This window comes from Janibacter endophyticus (assembly GCF_016888335.1).
Lineage (GTDB): Bacteria > Actinomycetota > Actinomycetes > Actinomycetales > Dermatophilaceae > Marihabitans > Marihabitans endophyticum.
On record NZ_JAFEJG010000004.1, the window covers coordinates 1,610,663 to 1,628,454 of the forward strand.

14 protein-coding genes and 1 riboswitch are annotated in these 17,792 nt (G+C 71.7%); of the genes, 11 read left to right on the forward strand and 3 right to left on the reverse strand.

All coding sequences use genetic code 11. The features are described from left to right. Positions 1-72: 72 nt before the first annotated feature. Positions 73-1,014 (forward strand): NAD-dependent protein deacetylase, encoded by a 942-nt coding sequence (locus JNO54_RS07805; RefSeq protein WP_307818115.1) that lies wholly within the window; start codon positions 73-75, stop codon positions 1,012-1,014. Positions 1,015-1,026: 12 nt separating this feature from the next. Here JNO54_RS07805 and lexA read toward each other — a convergent pair whose 3' ends face one another. Then, positions 1,027-1,770: a transcriptional repressor LexA gene (lexA, locus tag JNO54_RS07810; RefSeq protein ID WP_204143391.1), complete on the reverse strand. Its 744-nt coding sequence runs from the start codon at positions 1,768-1,770 to the stop codon at positions 1,027-1,029. Positions 1,771-2,005: 235 nt separating this feature from the next. Here lexA and JNO54_RS07815 point away from each other — a divergent pair, with 235 nt between their 5' ends. The 3 genes from JNO54_RS07815 to JNO54_RS07825 all read left to right on the forward strand — a co-directional run bounded on the left by JNO54_RS07815 (position 2,006) and on the right by JNO54_RS07825 (position 6,323). After that, entirely contained in the window at positions 2,006-2,401 is a 396-nt protein-coding gene (locus JNO54_RS07815) for a LysM peptidoglycan-binding domain-containing protein (RefSeq protein ID WP_204143392.1), read from the forward strand. A 388-nt stretch (positions 2,402-2,789) separates the two neighbouring features. Then, positions 2,790-3,284, forward strand: coding sequence for a transcriptional regulator NrdR (gene nrdR, locus JNO54_RS07820; protein WP_204143393.1), 495 nt, complete (start codon positions 2,790-2,792; stop codon positions 3,282-3,284). 132 nt (positions 3,285-3,416) lie between these two features. Then, entirely contained in the window at positions 3,417-6,323 is a 2,907-nt protein-coding gene (locus tag JNO54_RS07825) for a vitamin B12-dependent ribonucleotide reductase (RefSeq protein WP_204143394.1), read from the forward strand. A 94-nt stretch (positions 6,324-6,417) separates the two neighbouring features. Here the strand turns inward: JNO54_RS07825 and JNO54_RS07830 are convergent, their stop codons facing one another. Then, on the reverse strand, positions 6,418-7,791 hold the full coding sequence (locus JNO54_RS07830) for an L-serine ammonia-lyase (protein WP_307818116.1): 1,374 nt from the start codon (positions 7,789-7,791) through the stop codon (positions 6,418-6,420). 97 nt (positions 7,792-7,888) lie between these two features. Here JNO54_RS07830 and JNO54_RS07835 point away from each other — a divergent pair, with 97 nt between their 5' ends. Next, entirely contained in the window at positions 7,889-8,323 is a 435-nt protein-coding gene (locus JNO54_RS07835; protein WP_204143396.1) for a hypothetical protein, read from the forward strand. Positions 8,324-8,359: 36 nt separating this feature from the next. Here JNO54_RS07835 and JNO54_RS07840 read toward each other — a convergent pair whose 3' ends face one another. Next, positions 8,360-9,847, reverse strand: coding sequence for a carboxyl transferase domain-containing protein (locus JNO54_RS07840; RefSeq protein WP_204143397.1), 1,488 nt, complete (start codon positions 9,845-9,847; stop codon positions 8,360-8,362). Positions 9,848-9,888: 41 nt separating this feature from the next. Here JNO54_RS07840 and JNO54_RS07845 point away from each other — a divergent pair, with 41 nt between their 5' ends. The 6 genes from JNO54_RS07845 (at position 9,889) to hrpA (ending at position 17,769) form a co-directional block, all read left to right on the forward strand. Then, entirely contained in the window at positions 9,889-10,251 is a 363-nt protein-coding gene (locus JNO54_RS07845) for a hypothetical protein (RefSeq protein WP_204144613.1), read from the forward strand. Next, positions 10,244-10,663, forward strand: a complete 420-nt coding sequence (locus tag JNO54_RS07850) for a hypothetical protein (RefSeq protein ID WP_204143398.1) — start codon at positions 10,244-10,246, stop codon at positions 10,661-10,663. Before JNO54_RS07845 ends, JNO54_RS07850 begins: the two co-directional genes overlap by 8 nt. A gap of 45 nt (positions 10,664-10,708) precedes the next feature. Next, positions 10,709-10,827, forward strand: a riboswitch (SAM riboswitch). A gap of 15 nt (positions 10,828-10,842) precedes the next feature. Next, on the forward strand, positions 10,843-12,162 hold the full coding sequence (locus JNO54_RS07855) for a bifunctional o-acetylhomoserine/o-acetylserine sulfhydrylase (protein ID WP_204143399.1): 1,320 nt from the start codon (positions 10,843-10,845) through the stop codon (positions 12,160-12,162). Between the two features lie 293 nt (positions 12,163-12,455). After that, entirely contained in the window at positions 12,456-12,773 is a 318-nt protein-coding gene (locus tag JNO54_RS07860; RefSeq protein ID WP_204143400.1) for a hypothetical protein, read from the forward strand. Further along, the gene (locus tag JNO54_RS07865; RefSeq protein WP_204143401.1) at positions 12,770-13,942 is read left to right on the forward strand and encodes a hypothetical protein; all 1,173 of its coding nucleotides are present in this window, start codon (positions 12,770-12,772) and stop codon (positions 13,940-13,942) included. The genes JNO54_RS07860 and JNO54_RS07865 overlap by 4 nt, the downstream gene beginning before the upstream one ends. Before the next feature lie 5 nt (positions 13,943-13,947). Then, the gene (hrpA, locus tag JNO54_RS07870; RefSeq protein WP_204143402.1) at positions 13,948-17,769 is read left to right on the forward strand and encodes an ATP-dependent RNA helicase HrpA; all 3,822 of its coding nucleotides are present in this window, start codon (positions 13,948-13,950) and stop codon (positions 17,767-17,769) included. Positions 17,770-17,792: the final 23 nt, after the last annotated feature.

Sequence of the window (17,792 nt, forward strand, 5' to 3'; positions counted from 1 at the left end):
TGCCGGTCCGTGATGTCGACGCTAGTCAGGATCAGGCCCGATCGGGACGAGAGGAACTCACCCTTTAGGGCGTTGACCTGGGGAAACGGCATCGTCAAGGGGGTCGCGAGCGGACCTCGCGCGAAGGGGTCCGCCGGGGTTCCCCCTTCGCCGGTCGTCGATACTGGCCCGGTGACCTCCCCGACGACGACCGGACGGATGGCCGAGGCGGCCTCGATCGCCGAGATCCTCCGCGAGCGGCCGGCGCTCGTGCTGACCGGTGCCGGGATGAGCACGGCGTCGGGGATCCCGGACTACCGCGGCCCGGACGGCACCCGCAGGGTCACGCCGATGCATCTGTCGGAGTTCGTCGCGAGCAGTCAGGCGCGGCAGCGCTACTGGGCGCGCAGCTTCGTCGGGTGGCGGCGCTTCAGCGCTGCCCGGCCCAACGCCGCGCACCACCTCGTCACCGAGCTGCAGCAGCGTGGGGCGGTCGGCGGGGTCATCACGCAGAACGTCGACATGCTCCACCAGGCCGCGGGGACGACCGACGTCATCGACCTGCACGGCACGCTCGCCGAGGTCGTCTGCCTCACCTGCGGGGCGCGGGAGCGGCGGGTCGATCTCGACGAGAGGATGAGCTCGGAGAACCCGGGCTTCGACGCGGACAGCGATGAGATCCGCCCCGACGGTGACGTGCGGCTCGACCAGGTCGACGTCGACCGCTTCGTCGCGCCGCGCTGCCTGGGCTGCGGCGAGGACACGCTCAAGCCGGACGTCGTCTTCTTCGGGGGAGCGGTGGCCAAGCCCCTCGTCGAGCGCTGCTTCGCGCTGACCGACGCCGCGCCGAGCCTGCTCGTCCTCGGCTCGAGCCTGCAGGTGATGTCCGGGCTGCGCTTCGTGCGCCGGGCCGCGCGCAACGGCGTGCCCGTCGTGATCATCACGCGGGGGGCGACGCGCGGCGACGAGCTGGCGACCCACCGGCTCGACGGAGAGCTCGAGCCGGCACTGCGGGGTCTCCTCGACCGGCTCTGAGCCGCGCGGGTGTCAGACCCGGCGCAGGACCGCGGTGACCTTGCCAAGGATCGTCGCGTGGTCGCCGTCGATGGGGTCGAAGGCGGGGTTGTGCGGCATGAGCCAGACCTTGCCGTCGCGGCGCTTGAAGGTCTTGACCGTCGCCTCGTCGTCGAGCATGGCGGCGACGATGTCGCCGTTGTCGGCGGTGGGCTGCTGGCGGACGACGACCCAGTCGCCGTCGCAGATGGCGGCGTCGATCATCGAGTCGCCGACGACCTTGAGGAGGAAGAGGGCGCCTTCGCCGACGATCTGCCGGGGCAGCGGGAAGACCTCCTCGACGCTCTCCTCGGCGACGATCGGCACTCCGGCGGCGATCTGGCCCAGGACGGGCACATAGGTGGCGGCCGGGCGCTCGTCGCCGCTGCCGGTGACGTCGACGTCGTCGGGGGAGGCGCCGCCGCGGTAGCCGTGGAGGTCGTGAGTCGTCGCCGCGCCACCGTCGGCGGTGGCGGACGGGTCGGGGGAGACGACCTCGATGGCCCGGGGACGGTTGGGGTCGCGGCGCAGGTAGCCCTTGCGCTCGAGCGCGGTGAGCTGGTGGGCGACCGAGCTCGGGCTCGTGAGGCCGACGGCGTCGCCGATCTCGCGCAGGCTCGGCGGGTAGCCGCGGGTCGCGACGGCGCTGCGGATCACCTCGAGGACCTTGGTCTGGCGGGCGGTCAGCCCGTCGCCGTTGTCCCGAAGGGGGAGTGTGCGGATGTTGTCGTCACTCATGTCGACCCTCGCCGTCTCGTCCGTCTGGAGCGGCCGGCAACCCCGGAGACAACGGTGCGGATCAACGTTGTCGGTGGTCACTGGTTCGCTTCTGCGTGAGGCCGACGGTACGCCGTCGACCTCAGACAAATCAAACACATGTTCGAGCGTGTCTTGAACTTGATCGAACGCGTGTGCTAGACATCGTACAGACGTTCTATCGAACACCGGTTCGATCGACGACCAGGAGGAAGCCATGAGCGCAGCTGCTGCGACCACCATCACCCGTCACGCTGCCGGTGCCCGCGCACCCCGTCGCGCGGGTACGCTGCCGACGCGTCACCTCGTGTCCGTCCCGACCGGTGCTGCGGTGCCGACGCGCCTGCAGATCACCCGCCGCGGTCGCCTCGCGCTGACCGCGCTGGCGGCCGCTGCCCTCGTCACCACCGGTGTGGGTGTGGCCAACGCCGGGGCCGGCTCGCCGGCGGCGACCACCGTCACCGTGAGCTCGGGGGAGACCCTTGGCGAGATCGCCGTGCGGCACATGGCCGAGGTCCCGACCTCGGCCGCCGTCGCGCAGCTGCGCTCGGCGAACGGGCTGAGCACCCCCTTCGTCCACGCCGGCCAGCAGATCGTCATCCCGGCGCGCTGAGGCGGCACCAGACCTCCCGGGTCCCTCGACCCGACCCGGGGAAGCGGGCGGCGGCCGTACCCATCTGGGTGCGGCCGCTGTCGCGTCCCCGGGCGCTTCCCCCCGCTCTGCCGCCGCGTAGAGGGGATCTGCGCGCCGCGTCGAAGATCGACACGCCGGGGTCTTGCGTGCCTTGTGGTGCCCGTGTTCAAATAGCACTACATCTAGTGGTTACACGGTTGTCATTCGCCCACATGTAGTACACAGGGCGGAGACGGTTTTCCACCGCAGAGCCACGGATGTCCACAACAGACACGCCCCGATCCCCAGCTCCGTCCACAGGAGACCCGGGGTGAGAGCGGTGCGTCCTGCCCGCACGAGCTGTCCGAGGACCGAGAGGAGACCGGCCATGCACTGCCCCTTCTGCCGGCACACCGACTCCCGCGTCATCGACTCGCGCACCGCCGACGACGGGTCCTCGATCCGTCGTCGCCGCCAGTGCCCCGAGTGCAACCGCCGCTTCACCACGCTCGAGAGCGCCAGCCTCTCGGTCGCGAAGCGCTCGGGCGCATCGGAGCCCTTCAGCCGGGCGAAGGTCCTCGTCGGGGTCCGCAAGGCCTGCCAGGGCCGCCCGGTCACCGAGGACGACCTCGCGCTGCTCGCGCAGCGCGTCGAGGAGTCCGTCCGGGCCCAGGGCAGCGCCGAGATCGACGCCCACGAGATCGGGATGGCCATCCTCGGGCCGCTCCGTGAGCTCGACGAGGTCGCCTACCTCCGGTTCGCGAGCGTCTACCAGGGCTTCGAGTCCCTCGAGGACTTCGAGGCCGCGATCGGCGTCCTGCGCACCGAGCGGGACGCCCGCGAAAGCACCGACAGCGCCGGCACCCCGGCGCTCACCCCCTAGGCCCCCGGGTACCGACACGCGAGCGGGCTGTCGGTACCCGGTGAGACGTTGGGACGAACCCGCACCACAGCACCACCGCAGCACGAGCCACGAGCACCACAGACGACCGAGCACGACCTGAGAGAGGGACTCATGACCGAGACCGCCGGCAAGACCAGCGCACGTCGATCCGCGAAGAACCGCGGCATCACCGTCGACCGCATCTACACCACCGAGGGTGTCCACCCGTACGACGAGGTGACCTGGGAGAAGCGCGACGTCGTCCAGCAGAACTGGAAGACCGGCGAGACGATCTTCGAGCAGCGCGGCGTCGAGTTCCCCGACTTCTGGTCGGTCAACGCGAGCACGATCGTCACGACGAAGTACTTCCGTGGCGCCGTGGGCACGCCCGAGCGCGAGCAGGGCCTCAAGCAGCTCATCGACCGCGTCGTCCTCACCTACGTCAAGGCGGGCAAGGAGCACGGCTACTTCGCGACCGACGGCGACGCCGAGGTCTTCGAGCACGAGCTGACCTACGCCCTGCTCCACCAGGTCTTCTCCTTCAACTCCCCGGTGTGGTTCAACGTCGGCACCAAGAGCCCGCAGCAGGTCAGCGCCTGCTTCATCCTCTCGGTCGACGACTCGATGGACTCGATCCTCAACTGGTACAAGGAGGAGGGCTTCATCTTCAAGGGCGGCTCCGGCGCCGGCCTGAACCTCTCGCGCATCCGCTCCTCCAAGGAGCTGCTCTCCTCCGGCGGTACCGCCTCCGGCCCGGTCTCCTTCATGCGTGGCGCCGACGCCTCCGCGGGCACCATCAAGTCCGGTGGCGCGACCCGCCGCGCGGCGAAGATGGTCGTCCTCGACGTCGACCACCCCGACATCGAGGAGTTCGTCGAGACCAAGGCGCGCGAGGAGCACAAGATCCGCGCCCTGCGCGACGCCGGCTTCGACATGGACCTCGGTGGCGCCGACATCGTCTCGGTGCAGTACCAGAACGCGAACAACTCGGTGCGCGTCACCGACGAGTTCATGCGTGCCGTCGAGGAGGGCGCCGAGTTCGGTCTCACCTCGCGCATGGACGGCTCCGTCGTCTCCACGGTCGACGCCCGCGAGCTCATGGGCAAGATCGCCAAGGCCGCGTGGGAGTGCGCCGACCCGGGCATCCAGTACGACGACACGATCAACGACTGGCACACCAACCCCGAGACGGGGCGGATCACCGCGTCCAACCCGTGCAGCGAGTACATGTCCCTCGACAACTCCAGCTGCAACCTCGCCTCGCTCAACCTGCTGAAGTTCCTCCGCGACGACGACACCTTCGACGCCAAGACCTTCCAGGCCGTCGCCGAGCTCGTCATCACCGCGATGGACATCTCGATCTGCTTCGCGGACTTCCCGACCGACCCGATCGGCGAGACGACCCGCAACTACCGTCAGCTCGGCATCGGCTACGCCAACCTCGGCGCGCTGCTCATGGCGACCGGCCACGGCTACGACTCGGACGGCGGCCGCGCGCTCGCCGCCTCGATCACCTCGCTGCTCACCGGTGCCGCCTACAAGCGCTCCGCCGAGCTCGCCGGTGTCATCGGCCCGTACAACGGCTACGCCCGCAACGCCGACGCCCACAAGCGCGTCATGCGCAAGCACCAGGCGGCCAACGACCAGATCCGCACCATGCACACGATGGACAAGGACATCCACGCCTACGCCACCAAGGCGTGGGACGCGGTCGTCAAGGTGGGCGAGAAGCAGGGCTACCGCAACGCGCAGGCCTCCGTGCTCGCCCCGACCGGGACCATCGGCTTCATGATGGACTGCGACACGACCGGCATCGAGCCCGACTTCTCGCTCGTGAAGTTCAAGAAGCTCGTCGGTGGCGGCTCCATGCAGATCGTCAACCTGACGATCCCGCGGGCGCTCAAGAAGCTCGGCTACACCCAGGAGACCATCGAGGCGATCGTCGAGTACATCGCCGACAAGGGTCACGTCATCGACGCCCCGGGCCTGAAGACCGAGCACTACGAGATCTTCGACACCGCCATGGGCGCCCGGGCGATCAGCCCGATGGGTCACGTCCGCATGATGGCCGCGGTCCAGCCCTTCCTCTCCGGTGCGATCAGCAAGACCGTCAACCTCCCCGAGGAGGCCACGGTCGAGGAGATCGAGGACGTCTACATCCAGGGCTGGAAGATGGGCCTCAAGGCGCTCGCCGTCTACCGCGACAACTGCAAGGTCGGTCAGCCGCTCTCCGACGGCGGCTCCACCGCCAAGGACGCGAAGGACGCCAAGGAGGCGGGGGCCGCTGCGGTCGAGAAGGTCGTCGAGTACCGTCCGCTGCGTCGCCGCCTGCCCAAGCGCCGCACCTCGCAGACGACGTCCTTCGCCGTGGGCGGGGCCGAGGGCTACCTCACCGCCGGCACCTACGACGACGGCGAGCTCGGCGAGATCTTCCTGAAGTTCGGCAAGCAGGGTTCGACCCTGGCCGGCCTCATGGACGCCTTCTCGATCGCGATCTCCATCGCGCTGCAGCACGGTGTGCCGCTCGAGACCTACGTCGAGAAGTTCACCAACCTGCGCTTCGAGCCGGCGGGCATGACGGACGACCCGGACGTGCGGATGGCGCAGTCGATCATGGACTACGTCTTCCGTCGCCTCGCGCTGGACTACCTCGACTTCGACACCCGCTCGTTCATGGGGATCCACACCGCGGAGGAGCGGGCCCGCCAGCTCGAGACCGGCTCCTACGAGGCGTCCTCGGCGGACGAGGGCGAGGACGACTACGAGGACGAGCTCGAGTCCTACAGCCAGTCGGCTGCCCCGGCCGCCTCGAAGCCCGAGGCCAAGGTCGAGGAGCACGCCGACGAGGTGAGGTCCGGTGCCGGTGCCGCCTCCGCCCGTGAGGTGAGCAGCGAGATCCACAGCTCCGCCGAGCTCCTGGAGAAGTTCCAGGGCAAGACCGCGGACGCGCCGATGTGCATGACCTGCGGGACGAAGATGCGTCCGGCCGGCTCCTGCTACGTCTGCGAGGGCTGCGGCTCCACCAGCGGCTGCAGCTGAGCCCACGACGAAGGGCCTCGGCCGGGATCTCCCGGCCGAGGCCCTTCGTCATGCCTGGGGCCCGGAGGACCCGGCCGTCAGCACTCGCGCCTGATCAGCACTCGATGACGTTGACGGCGAGCCCGCCACGGGCGGTCTCCTTGTACTTGACCTTCATGTCGCGGCCGGTCTCGCGCATCGTCTTGACGACCTTGTCGAGCGAGACGACGTGGCTGCCGTCGCCGCGCAGGGCCGTGCGGGCCGCAGTGATCGCCTTGACGGACGCGACCGCGTTGCGCTCGATGCAGGGGATCTGGACGAGCCCGCCGACCGGGTCGCAGGTCAGGCCCAGGTTGTGCTCCATGCCGATCTCGGCGGCATTCTCGACCTGGGCGGGGGTGCCGCCCATGACCGCGGCCATTGCGCCGGCAGCCATCGAGCAGGCCGAGCCGACCTCGCCCTGGCAGCCGACCTCGGCGCCCGAGATCGAGGCGTTCTCCTTGTAGATGACGCCGATCGCCGCGGCGGTGAGCAGGAAGCGGACGATGCCGTCCTCGTCGGCGCCGGGGACGAACTCGCAGTAGTACGTGAGGACCGCAGGGATGATTCCGGCGGCGCCGTTCGTCGGGGCGGTGACGACGCGGCCGCCGGCGGCGTTCTCCTCGTTGACGGCGAGCGCGTAGAGCGTCAACCAGTCCATGCCGCGCAGCGGGTCGTCGCTGCTGCCCTCGACCTTGAGCCGGCGGTAGAGCTCGGGCGCGCGGCGCTTGACCTTGAGCCCGCCGGGGAGCACCCCCTCGGTGCGCAGACCGTTGGCGATGCACTCGCACATCACCGCCCAGATCTTCAGCAGCTCGGCGCGCACCTCCTCCTCGGGGCGCCAGGCGGTCTCGTTCTCGAGCATCACCTGCGCGATCGAGAGCCCGGTCTCCTCGCAGATCTCGAGCAGCCGGTCGCCGGTGGTGAAGTGGTGCGCGACAGGCGTCTTGTCCTCGACGATCTTCGTCGAGCCGGAGGCGTCCTCGCCGACGACGAAGCCGCCGCCGACGGAGTAGTACGTGTGCTCGCTCACGAGCTCGCCGTCGACGTCCCAGGCGTGGAAGGTCATGCCGTTCGGGTGCAGCGGCAGAGTCGCCCGCCGGTGCAGGACGAGGTCGGAGTCCTCGGCGAAGTCGATCTCGTGCGTTCCCAGCAGGCTGAGCCGGCCGCTCACGCGGATCTGCTCGAGCTGGCCCGCGACCTCGCGCGGCTGGCAGTGCTCTGGCCGCTCGCCGGAGAGGCCGAGGAGCACCGCGGTCGCCGAGCCGTGCCCGTGCCCGGTCGCGCCGAGGCTGCCGAAGAGCTCGGCCTTGACCCGGGCCACCCGGTCGAGGAGGCCGTCCTCACGCACCCTCTCGGCGAACATCACCGCAGCCCGCATGGGCCCGACGGTGTGCGAGCTCGAGGGGCCGATGCCGATGCTGAAAAGGTCGAAGACGCTCAGTGCCACGCCGGTCACACTAGCCCTCGCTGTCCCACCATGTGGGACGCGCGAGGGCTGTGGAAAAGTCCGGCACGCGATCCGCTGCCTCCGCCAGGCTCGATCCATGACATTTCACGACCTGCCACCCGGATGGCCCGCCCGCTCCCTGCGCGACCTGCGCCTCGCCGCCGACGTCGTCGACCTCGTCGTCCGTGACGCCGACCGCGCGGCCGGCTGCATCACCCTGCTGCTCTGCGACGACGAGGGTCGGATGATCGAGCCGGTCACCGTCGCCGACGTCCCGATGGGGGCGAAGGGGGGTGAGCGCGCGGCCTTCTTCGACGCCTTCCTCGGTCACCTCGGTCGCAGCCTCGGGTCGGTCGTCGTGGCCATCGGTCGCCCGAGCGGGCTCGGCCCGACCGACGACGAGCGGGCCTGGCACGAGAGCGCTGTCCAGGCGGCCCGGGCCGAGGCGGTCGAGCTCGTCGCGACCTTCCTCGCGACGGGTGACGGGGTCGTCCTCATGCCGACCCTCACCGCACGCGACCTCGCGAGCTGACCCCGCTTCCGCCGTCCGGTCGGTGACGACCGAGCGTCAGGCGTCGGCGATCGCGGACGCGATCGCGGCGGCCACGTCCCGCGCGAAACCCTCGACGTCCTCGTGCGCGGGGGAGCGCAGCGGGACAAGCACGTCGACGAGCCCGTCCTGCGCCATCTGCCGGGCGCCGACCCGCTGACGCGCCGCGAGCAGCGCCGCGTGCTCGGTGTCCTTGTAGACGATCGCGCTCGCGCCCTCGGGCGGCAGCGGGCTGAGCCAGGCGTCCTCGACGGCAACGACGCGCCGGGCCGGGAGCAGCGCGAGCGCGCCCCCTCCGGTGCCCTCGCCGAGGAGCACGGACACCGTCGGCACGGTGAGCGCCGTCATGTCGGCGAGGCAACGGGCGATCTCGCCGGCGAGCGCGCCCTCCTCGGCGTGCGGGGAGAGGTCGGCGCCGGGGGTGTCGATGACGGTGACGAGCGGCAGACCGAGCTCGCTCGCAATCCGCATGCCGCGCCGCGACTCGCGCAGCGCCGCCGGTCCCATCGACTGCTCCACCTGATAGCGCCGGTCCTGCCCGACGAGGACGCACGAGCGTCCGCCGAAGCTCGTGAGCGCGAGCAGCACGCCCGCCTCGGACTCGCCGTGGCCGGTGCCGTTGAGGGGGATGACGTCGTCGGCGGCGTGTCGCAGCAGCTCGCGCACCCCGGGCCGGTCCGGCCGTCGGGTCGTCGTGATGTCGGCCCAGACCTGATCGATCTCCTCGTCGGAGGGCTCGGGGAAGGACGCGTACGGCGCGACCTGCCAGTGCTCGTCGTCGGTCGTCGTGCTCGTCGGGTCGGGGTGGACGTGCTGCTCGGTGCTCGCGCCGAGCATCGTCAGGGCGCGGCCCGCGACCGAGGCGAGCTCCTCCGTCGGGACGACCGCGTCGACGATGCCCTTGGCGACGAGGTTCTCGGCCAGCTGCACCCCTTCGGGGAAGGGACGACCGTTGACCGTCTCGTAGACGACCGGACCGAGGAAGCCGATGAGCGCCCCCGGCTCGGCGATCGTCATGTGGCCCAACGACCCCCACGACGCGAAGACCCCGCCGGTCGTGGGGTGGCGGAGGTAGACGAGGTAGGGCAGTCCGGCCGCCTTGTGCGCGACGACCGCCGCCGAGATGTCGATCATCGTCACGAAGGCGGGCGTGCCCTCCTGCATCCGGGTCCCGCCCGAGGAGGTCGCGGCGATGACCGGCAGGCGCATCGCGGTGGCACGCCGGATCGCCGCGACGACCCGCCCCGCAGCCGCCCGCCCGATCGACCCGCCGAGGAAGCGGAACTCGCCGACGACGAGCGCGACGTCATGGCCGCCGATCCGCGCCTGCCCGGTGATGACGGACTCGTCGCACCCCGACCGCTCGGCCGCGGCGGCGAGGGACTCCTGGTACTCGGGGGAGAGGGCTGAGTGGTCGAGCGGCTCGTCCCAGGAGAGATAGGTGCCGGGGTCGATGACGGCCTCGAGGAGCTCGTGAGCCCCGAGTCGGCGTGCGCTGGAGGACATGCCCCCAGGCTGCCCCACCCGACCCTCTACCCTTGGCTTCTGTGCTTGTGCCGTTGACCACCATCGTCCTCATCGCCTCGCTGGTGCTCGCCCTGGTGGCCGGCTTCTACGCCCTGCGCGACCGGCTCGTCGACGACCTGCTGCTCCTCGTCGCCGCCGTCGTCGAGCTGCTCCTTGTCGTCCAGGCGGTCGTCACCGTGGTCATGGCGCCGCAGGTCCAGACCCCCGGCGAGGGTGCGACGATGGCGGCCTACGCGCTCACCCTCCCGCTCGTCCCGCCGGCGCTCGCGCTGCTCGCGATCAAGGAGAAGAGCCGCTGGTCGATGGCCGCGGTCATGGGTGGCGCGATCGTCGTCGCGGTGATGACCCTGCGGATCCAGCAGATCTGGACCGTCCATGCCTGAGCCGGTCACCCGCGACGGGGCGAAGGGGGAGGCCCGCCGGATCGGGGGCGGCGCCGGGATCGTCCTCGTCCTCGCGTACGGGACGCTGGCGCTCGCGGCGACGGGCCGCTCGATCCTCCAGGTCGTCGAGTACTTCGACCGGGCGCCGCTGGCGTACGTGCTCAGCGCGGTCGCGGCCGTGGTCTACATCGTCGCGACGTGGGCGCTACTCACCGACCGGCGCCGCCTCGCGGGGGCGACGATCGTCTTCGAGGCGGTCGGGGTGCTGACGGTCGGGGTGCTGTCCTACGTGGCGACCGATCTCTTCCCGGACAAGACCGTGTGGTCGCACTTCGGGTCGGGCTACGGCTACCTGCCGCTCGTCCTGCCCTTCGTCGGGCTGTGGTGGCTGCGGCGCACCGCCACATCCTGAGACCCCCGTACCAGATCGTGGTCAGCGCCGGTTAACCTGACCCCAGGTCAAGAGCACCAGCGCCAAGTCCCGGCTCGCTGGTCGGCAACCCTCCACCGCGGTGGGGTGCCCCCGGGGACAGACGACCTGGTCCGCCGGCGCCCGCCGGTGGGCAAGCGCGATCGACAAGGAGCACCACCATGTCCGACCCCACCCAGTGGCAGTTCGAGACCAAGCAGGTCCACGCCGGGCACGCCCCCGACCCGACGACGGGCGCCCGGGCGCTGCCGATCTACCAGACGACGAGCTACCAGTTCGACTCCACCGAGCACGCCGCGAACCTCTTCGGGCTCAAGGAGCTCGGCAACATCTACACGCGGATCATGAACCCGACGCAGGACGCCGTCGAGCAGCGCATCGCTGCCCTCGAGGGTGGCGTCGGTGCGCTCCTGCTCTCGTCCGGGCAGGCGGCGACGACCTTCGCGATCCTCAACATCGCCGAGGCCGGCGACCACCTCGTCGCCAGCCCCTCGCTCTACGGCGGCACGCACAACCTCATCGGCACGACGCTGACCCGCTACGGCATCGAGGTGACCTTCGTCGAGGACGCGGGCGACCTCCAGCAGTGGCGCGACGCCGTCCGGCCCAACACCAAGCTCTTCTTCGGCGAGACGATCGGCAACCCGAAGTCGGACGTCCTCGACATCGCCGGCCTCGCCGAGATCGCCCACGAGGTCGGTGTGCCGCTCGTCGTCGACAACACGATCGCGACCCCGTACGTCCTGCGCCCGATCGAGCACGGCGCCGACATCGTCGTCCACTCGGCGACGAAGTACCTCGGCGGTCACGGCACGTCGATCGCCGGCGTCCTCGTCGACTCGGGCAACTTCGACTTCGCGAAGGACCCGGAGCGCTTCCCGAACTACAACGAGCCCGACGAGAGCTACCACGGCCTGCGCTACGGCCCGGACCTCGGCGTCGGCTCGGCCTTCGGGGCGAACCTCTCCTTCATCCTCAAGGCGCGCGTCCAGCTGCTCCGCGACATCGGCGCGGCGATCTCGCCCTTCAACGCCTTCCTCATCTCGCAGGGCATCGAGACGCTCAGCCTCCGCGTCGAGCGGCACCTCGAGAACACCCGCAAGGTCGCGGAGTTCCTGGAGGGCCACGACCAGGTCGAGGCCGTGCGCTGGGCGTCGCTGCCGAGCAGCCCGTACCACGAGCTCGCCCAGAGGTACGCCCCCCGCGGTGCCGGCGCGGTGGTCTCCTTCGAGATCGCCGGCGGGCAGGAGGCGGGTCGTCGCTTCGTCGAGGGCCTCGAGCTGCACAGCCACGTCGCGAACATCGGTGACGTGCGCAGCCTCGCGATCCACCCGGCGTCGACGACGCACAGCCAGGGCAGCGACGAGGGCCGCCTCGCGGCCGGTGTCACTCCCGGCCTCGTCCGGCTCGCCGTGGGCATCGAGCACATCGACGACATCCTCGCCGACCTCGAGAACGGCTTCGCCGCCGCGCAGGCCTGACGCACACCACCCTCCGACCCACCTCCTCCCCTTCGTCGCACGAGCCAAGGCTCGTGCGACGAGGAGGGCGGCCATGGCCGGGTAGGAGCCTTGGCTCGTGCGAAGGGGACGGTGACCCTGGCCCCGCACGAGCCTTGGCTCGTGCGTCGGGGAGGGTGACCCTGGCCCCGCACGAGCCTTAGCTCGTGCGAAGGGGTGGGCCGCTCGGGTGAGCGGTCCACCCCTTCGGCCTGTCGTGGGGGCCTGTGGACAACCGCCGACGTCACCCTCGCGCTCCGTCCTACGGTCGAGCCATGACCAGGCTGAGGATCAGCGCCGAGGGGGTGGCCGCGCTCGGTGACCGGCTGGTGGAGATCGCCGACCACCTCGAGGACGCCGCCGCGCGCTCGCGGGGAGCGGGCAGCCACGGCTTCGTCGACGTGAGCGCCGAGGGAGCCGTCGACGCCCTGCTCGGCGATTACGAGCTCGAGCGGGTCCGGCTCTGCGAGCAGCTCCGCTCGCTCGCCGGTCTCGCCCGGTCGGCGGGTGCCTGCTACGTCGAGACCGAGGCGATGGTCGCCCGCAGGGTGACCCCCGAGCTCGTCGCCGGCCGCAACGCGGGGCTGCGATGAGCTGGGCAGCGGCCGACGTCCGTGACCTCGACCCGCACGCCGTCCACCGGGCCGAGCCCGACGGCGTGGCCGACCTGGGCCGCGACCTCGGCGGGGTCGCCGACAACCTCGAGCTCGTCGCCGGGCTGCTCGGGCAGGTGAGCACGCACGGGGTCTGGGAGTCGCCGTCGGGGGAGTCCTTCGCCGCCGCGGTCGGTGACGTGCCGGTGACCCTGCATCGCCTCGCCGGGCGTCTCGGCGACGCCGGCGAGCTCGTCGCCCGCTACGCCGGCACGCTCCGGACGCACCAGGAGGACCTCGCCCGCACGGCCGAGGCCCACGCGCGCGCGAGCGAGACCGTCGACGAGATCGACCGGCAGCTCGCCGTGTGGAGCCCGCACCCCGAGGAGCCCGCGCTCCTCGCCCGGCGCGGCGACGCGATCGCCACCGTCGTGCGGCACGAGCGGGACTACGTCGGGCAGGCGTCGGATGCCTGGGCCGACGAGCAGCTGCTCGCCGCCGACCTCTATGCCGTCGGGCTCGACCTCACCGACCCCTCCGGCTACGACCTGGCCGAAGGGGTCCGCGACCTGGGCCGCAGCAGCCTCTTCACCGGGCCGGTGAGCGCCGTCGTCAAGCCGCTCGCCGTCGGCAGCGCCCTCGACCCGGTGGGGCAGAGCGCGCTGCTGCTCGCCTACGGCCAGGGCAGCTGGCGCGACATCGGCCGGTCGAGCGCCACGCACGTGGCTGACGCGGTCAGCAAGGGGAGCGGTCGCTACGTCCACCGCGCCACCGGCACCGCCCCCCGACCGAGGTCGCGGCTCCACGACGTCCTCGACCGTCCCGGCGCCCATGCTCCCGTCCCGGCCACCACGGCTTGGGGCCGGGTCAAGCAGACGAGCAACCGCTGGCGTCTCCACGGTGCCGCGCTCGGTCGCGAGCAGACCCGGCGCACGCTGCGCCGCGAGTCCGGGCTGGAGCTCGCCGAGCAGATCGTCGGTGACTGGGAGGCCGTCGCCGGCGCCTCCCGCCGGGTGGTCGCCGTCCAGGCGGTCGGGTCGACGGCCAGGGTCGCCAAGCGCTCCGCGACGACCTTCGGCCGGGCTCGTGACGGCGGGCAACGGCTCGGGGAGCTGCGCGGAGCCACGGAAAACCAGGAGCGGTCCACCCGGCGCCCCGACGTATCCTGACGGGCATGCCTGCGCCCCTCCGTGCCCCCGTGCCGGCGGAGCGCCTCCACTACCCCGACCAGCTGCCCGTCGTCGCGGTCAAGGACGAGATCGCCGTGGCGATCCGGGAGCACCAGGTCGTCGTCATCGCCGGCGAGACCGGCTCGGGCAAGACGACCCAGCTGCCGAAGATCGCGCTCGAGATCGGTCGCGGCCTCGGCGGCCAGATCGGGCACACCCAGCCCCGCCGCATCGCCGCGCGCTCCGTCGCCGAGCGCATCGCCGAGGAGCTCCAGGTCGAGCTCGGCGCGCTCGTCGGCTACCAGGTCCGCTTCGCCGACCACAGCAGCGACGCGACGGCGATCAAGGTGATGACCGACGGCATCCTGCTGGGCGAGATGCAGCGCGACCGCGAGCTGCGCCGCTACGACACCCTGATCATCGACGAGGCGCACGAGCGCAGCCTCAACATCGACTTCATCCTCGGCTACCTCAAGCAGCTGCTCCCGCGCCGCCCGGACCTCAAGGTGATCATCACCTCGGCGACGATCGACCCCGACCGCTTCGCCGCCCACTTCGCCGCGCCCGACGGCACACCGGCGCCGGTCATCGAGGTCTCCGGCCGGACCTACCCGGTCGAGGTTCGTTATCGCCCGCTCGTCGACGAGGACGACGGGGGCGACGGTGAGCCGGTCGATCAGGTCACCGGCATCTGCCGTGCGGTCGAGGAGCTGTGGACCGAGCCCGACCCTGGAGGTGCCCGAGACATCCTCGTCTTCCTCTCGGGCGAGCGCGAGATCCGCGACGCCGCCGACGCGCTCGCGGGCATGAACCTCCCCGGCACCGAGGTGCTCCCGCTCTACGCGCGCCTGTCGGCTGCCGAGCAGCACCGGGTCTTCGGCCGCCACTCCGGGCGCCGGATCGTCCTAGCGACGAACGTCGCCGAGACCTCGCTGACCGTCCCCGGCATCCGCTATGTCATCGACACGGGCACCGCCCGCATCTCCCGCTTCAGCCAGCGCACCAAGGTCCAGCGCCTCCCGATCGAGCCGATCAGCCAGGCCAGCGCCGCCCAGCGCGCCGGCCGCTGCGGCCGCCTCTCCGCCGGCGTGTGCATCCGCCTCTACTCGGAGGAGGACCACGACTCCCGCCCCGAGTTCACCGACCCGGAGATCCTGCGGACCTCGCTCGCCTCGGTCATCCTCCAGATGACTGCCCTCGGCCTCGGCGACGTGAGCCGCTTCCCCTTCGTCGAGCCGCCCGACTCCCGCCAGGTGACCGACGGCCTGCGCCTGCTCGAGGAGCTCCAGGCGGTCCAGCCGGAGCGCCGGGGGGCGAAGGGGGAGGCCCGCCGGCTCACGCCCGTCGGCCGGTCGCTGGCCCGGCTCCCCGTCGACCCGCGCCTCGGCCGGATGCTCATCGAGGCCGACCGGCTGGGCTGCCTCACCGAGGTGCTCGTCATCGTCGCGGCCCTCTCGATCCAGGACCCCCGCGAGCGGCCGCAGGACAAGCAGGCGCAGGCCGACCAGCAGCACGCCCGCTTCCGTCACGAGAGCTCGGACTTCGCGAGCTGGTGGAGCCTGTGGACCTATCTCAAGGACCAGCAGAAGTCGTTGTCCTCCAGCGCTTTTCGCCGCATGTGCAAGCGCGAGTACCTCCACTACCTGCGGATCCGGGAGTGGCAGGACGTGCACTCGCAGCTGCGTCGCGCGGCGCAGGACCGCTCGCTCGACACCCGGTCGCGCACCGCCGCCCCGGACGCCGAGCCGGACTGGTCCACCGTCCACCAGGCGCTGCTCGCCGGTCTGCTCAGCCACGTGGGCGTCCGGGACGAGGAGAAGCGCGACTACCTCGGCGCCCGCGGCGCGCACTTCTCGATCCAGCCGGGGTCGAGCCTCTTCAAGCGCCAGCCGCAGGTGGTCATGGCGGGCGAGCTCGTCGAGACGACCCGGCTGTGGGCGCGGAGCAACGCGGCCATCGACCCGGCCTGGGCCGAGCGGCTCGGCGCGCACCTCGTGAAGCGCAGCTACTCCGAGCCGCGCTGGAGCAAGAAGCAGGGCAGCGCCATCGCCACCGAGCGGGTCACCCTCTACGGCGTCCCGCTCGTCGTCGGTCGCACCGTGCAGCTCTCCCGCGTCGACCCGGTGCTCGCCCGCGAGCTCTTCATCCGCGAGGGCATCGTCGCCGGCGACTGGGAGACCCGGCACGAGGTCTTCCGGTACAACGCCAAGCAGGTCGCCCGCGTCGCCGAGCTCGAGGCCCGCACCCGCCGGCGCGGCATCGCCGCCGACGAGGAAGACCTCGTCGCCTTCTACGACGCGCGGATCCCCGCGGAGGTCGTCTCCGGCCGTCACTTCGACCGCTGGTGGCGCGACGCGCGCCGGGAGAGCCCCGACCTGCTGACCCTCACCGACGAGCACCTGCTCCGTGAGGACGCCGAGAGCGTCGACGACACCGACTACCCGACGCGCTGGTCGACGGGCGGGCACGACCTGCGGCTGACCTACCAGTTCGAGCCCGGCACCGACGCCGACGGCGTCACCGTCCACCTGCCGGTGCACCTGCTCAACCAGATCGACGGCAGCGGCTTCGACTGGCAGGTCCCCGGGTTGCGCGAGGAGCTCGCGACCGCGCTCATCCGCAGCCTGCCCAAGGCCACCCGCCGCAGCTTCGCCCCCGCACCCGACCACGCCGCCCGGGCGCTGGGCGCCATCCCGGACGACGAGGTGGGGGCCACCCCCTTCGTCGTCGCCCTCGGCCGCGCGCTCCGTGCCCTCACCGGCATCCCCGTCCCGAACGACCAGTGGGACCCTTCGGCCGTGCCTGCCCACCTGCGGATGACCTTCCGGGTCGAGGGGGAGCGAGGTCGCCGGCTCGCCGAGGGCACCGACCTCGACGTGCTGCGTGCCGAGGTCGCCGGCCACGTCCAGGCCCGGGTCAGCAAGGCCGGCGCCGGCATCGAGCGATCGGGCCTGACCGCGTGGACGCTCGAGGAGCTGCCGCGCACCGTCACCTCCGGCCGGGGACAGCGTCAGGTCGTCGGCTACCCGACGATCGTCGACGACGGCGACAGCGTCTCCGTGCGGGTCCTGCCGGACGCCGAGCAGGCGGAGGCGGCCCGACGAAGGGGGGTCCGCCGGCTGCTCATCCTGGGCACCTCCCCGCCGTGGAAGCGCGTCCTCGCCGGGCTGTCGAACGCCGACAAGCTCGCGCTCGGCGACAACCCGCACGGCTCCGTGCCCGCGCTGCTCGACGACTGCCTCGGGGCGGCGGTCGACGACATCGTCGCCGAGCACGTCACGGGGGAGGTGCGCGACCAGGCCGCCTTCGAGCAGGCGCTCGCCGCCGTGCGCACCCACCTCGCCGCGCGCACGCTGCACGTCGTGCGCGAGGTGCGGCCCGTCCTCGCCCAGCGCCGCGAGGTCCTGCGCACCCTCGAGCGGATCACCGCGCCCGCGCTCGCCGTCCCGGTCGCCGACATGCGCGCCCAGGTCGAGGGGCTCGCCGGGCCGGGCTTCGTCACGGCCGCCGGGCTCGGGCGGCTGCGCGACCTCGCCCGCTACCTGCGCGGGGTCCAGGTGCGCATCGACAAGCTCGCCGACAGCCCCGGCCGCGACGCGACGCAGCAGCCGCTCATCGACGCGATCGAGGGCGAGTACGCCGACCTCCTCGCCGAGCTCGACCCGCTCGAGCGCGACCGCGAGGACGTCCGGGCGATCGGCTGGCTCGTCGAGGAGCTGCGGATATCGCTCTTCGCCCAGTCCGTCGGGACCGCGCAGACCGTCTCGGCCAAGCGGGTCCGGCGGGCGATGGCTGACGTGCGCGCCGTCCTGCGCCCGCACGGCTGACCCGCCGACCGGCGAGGGGAATG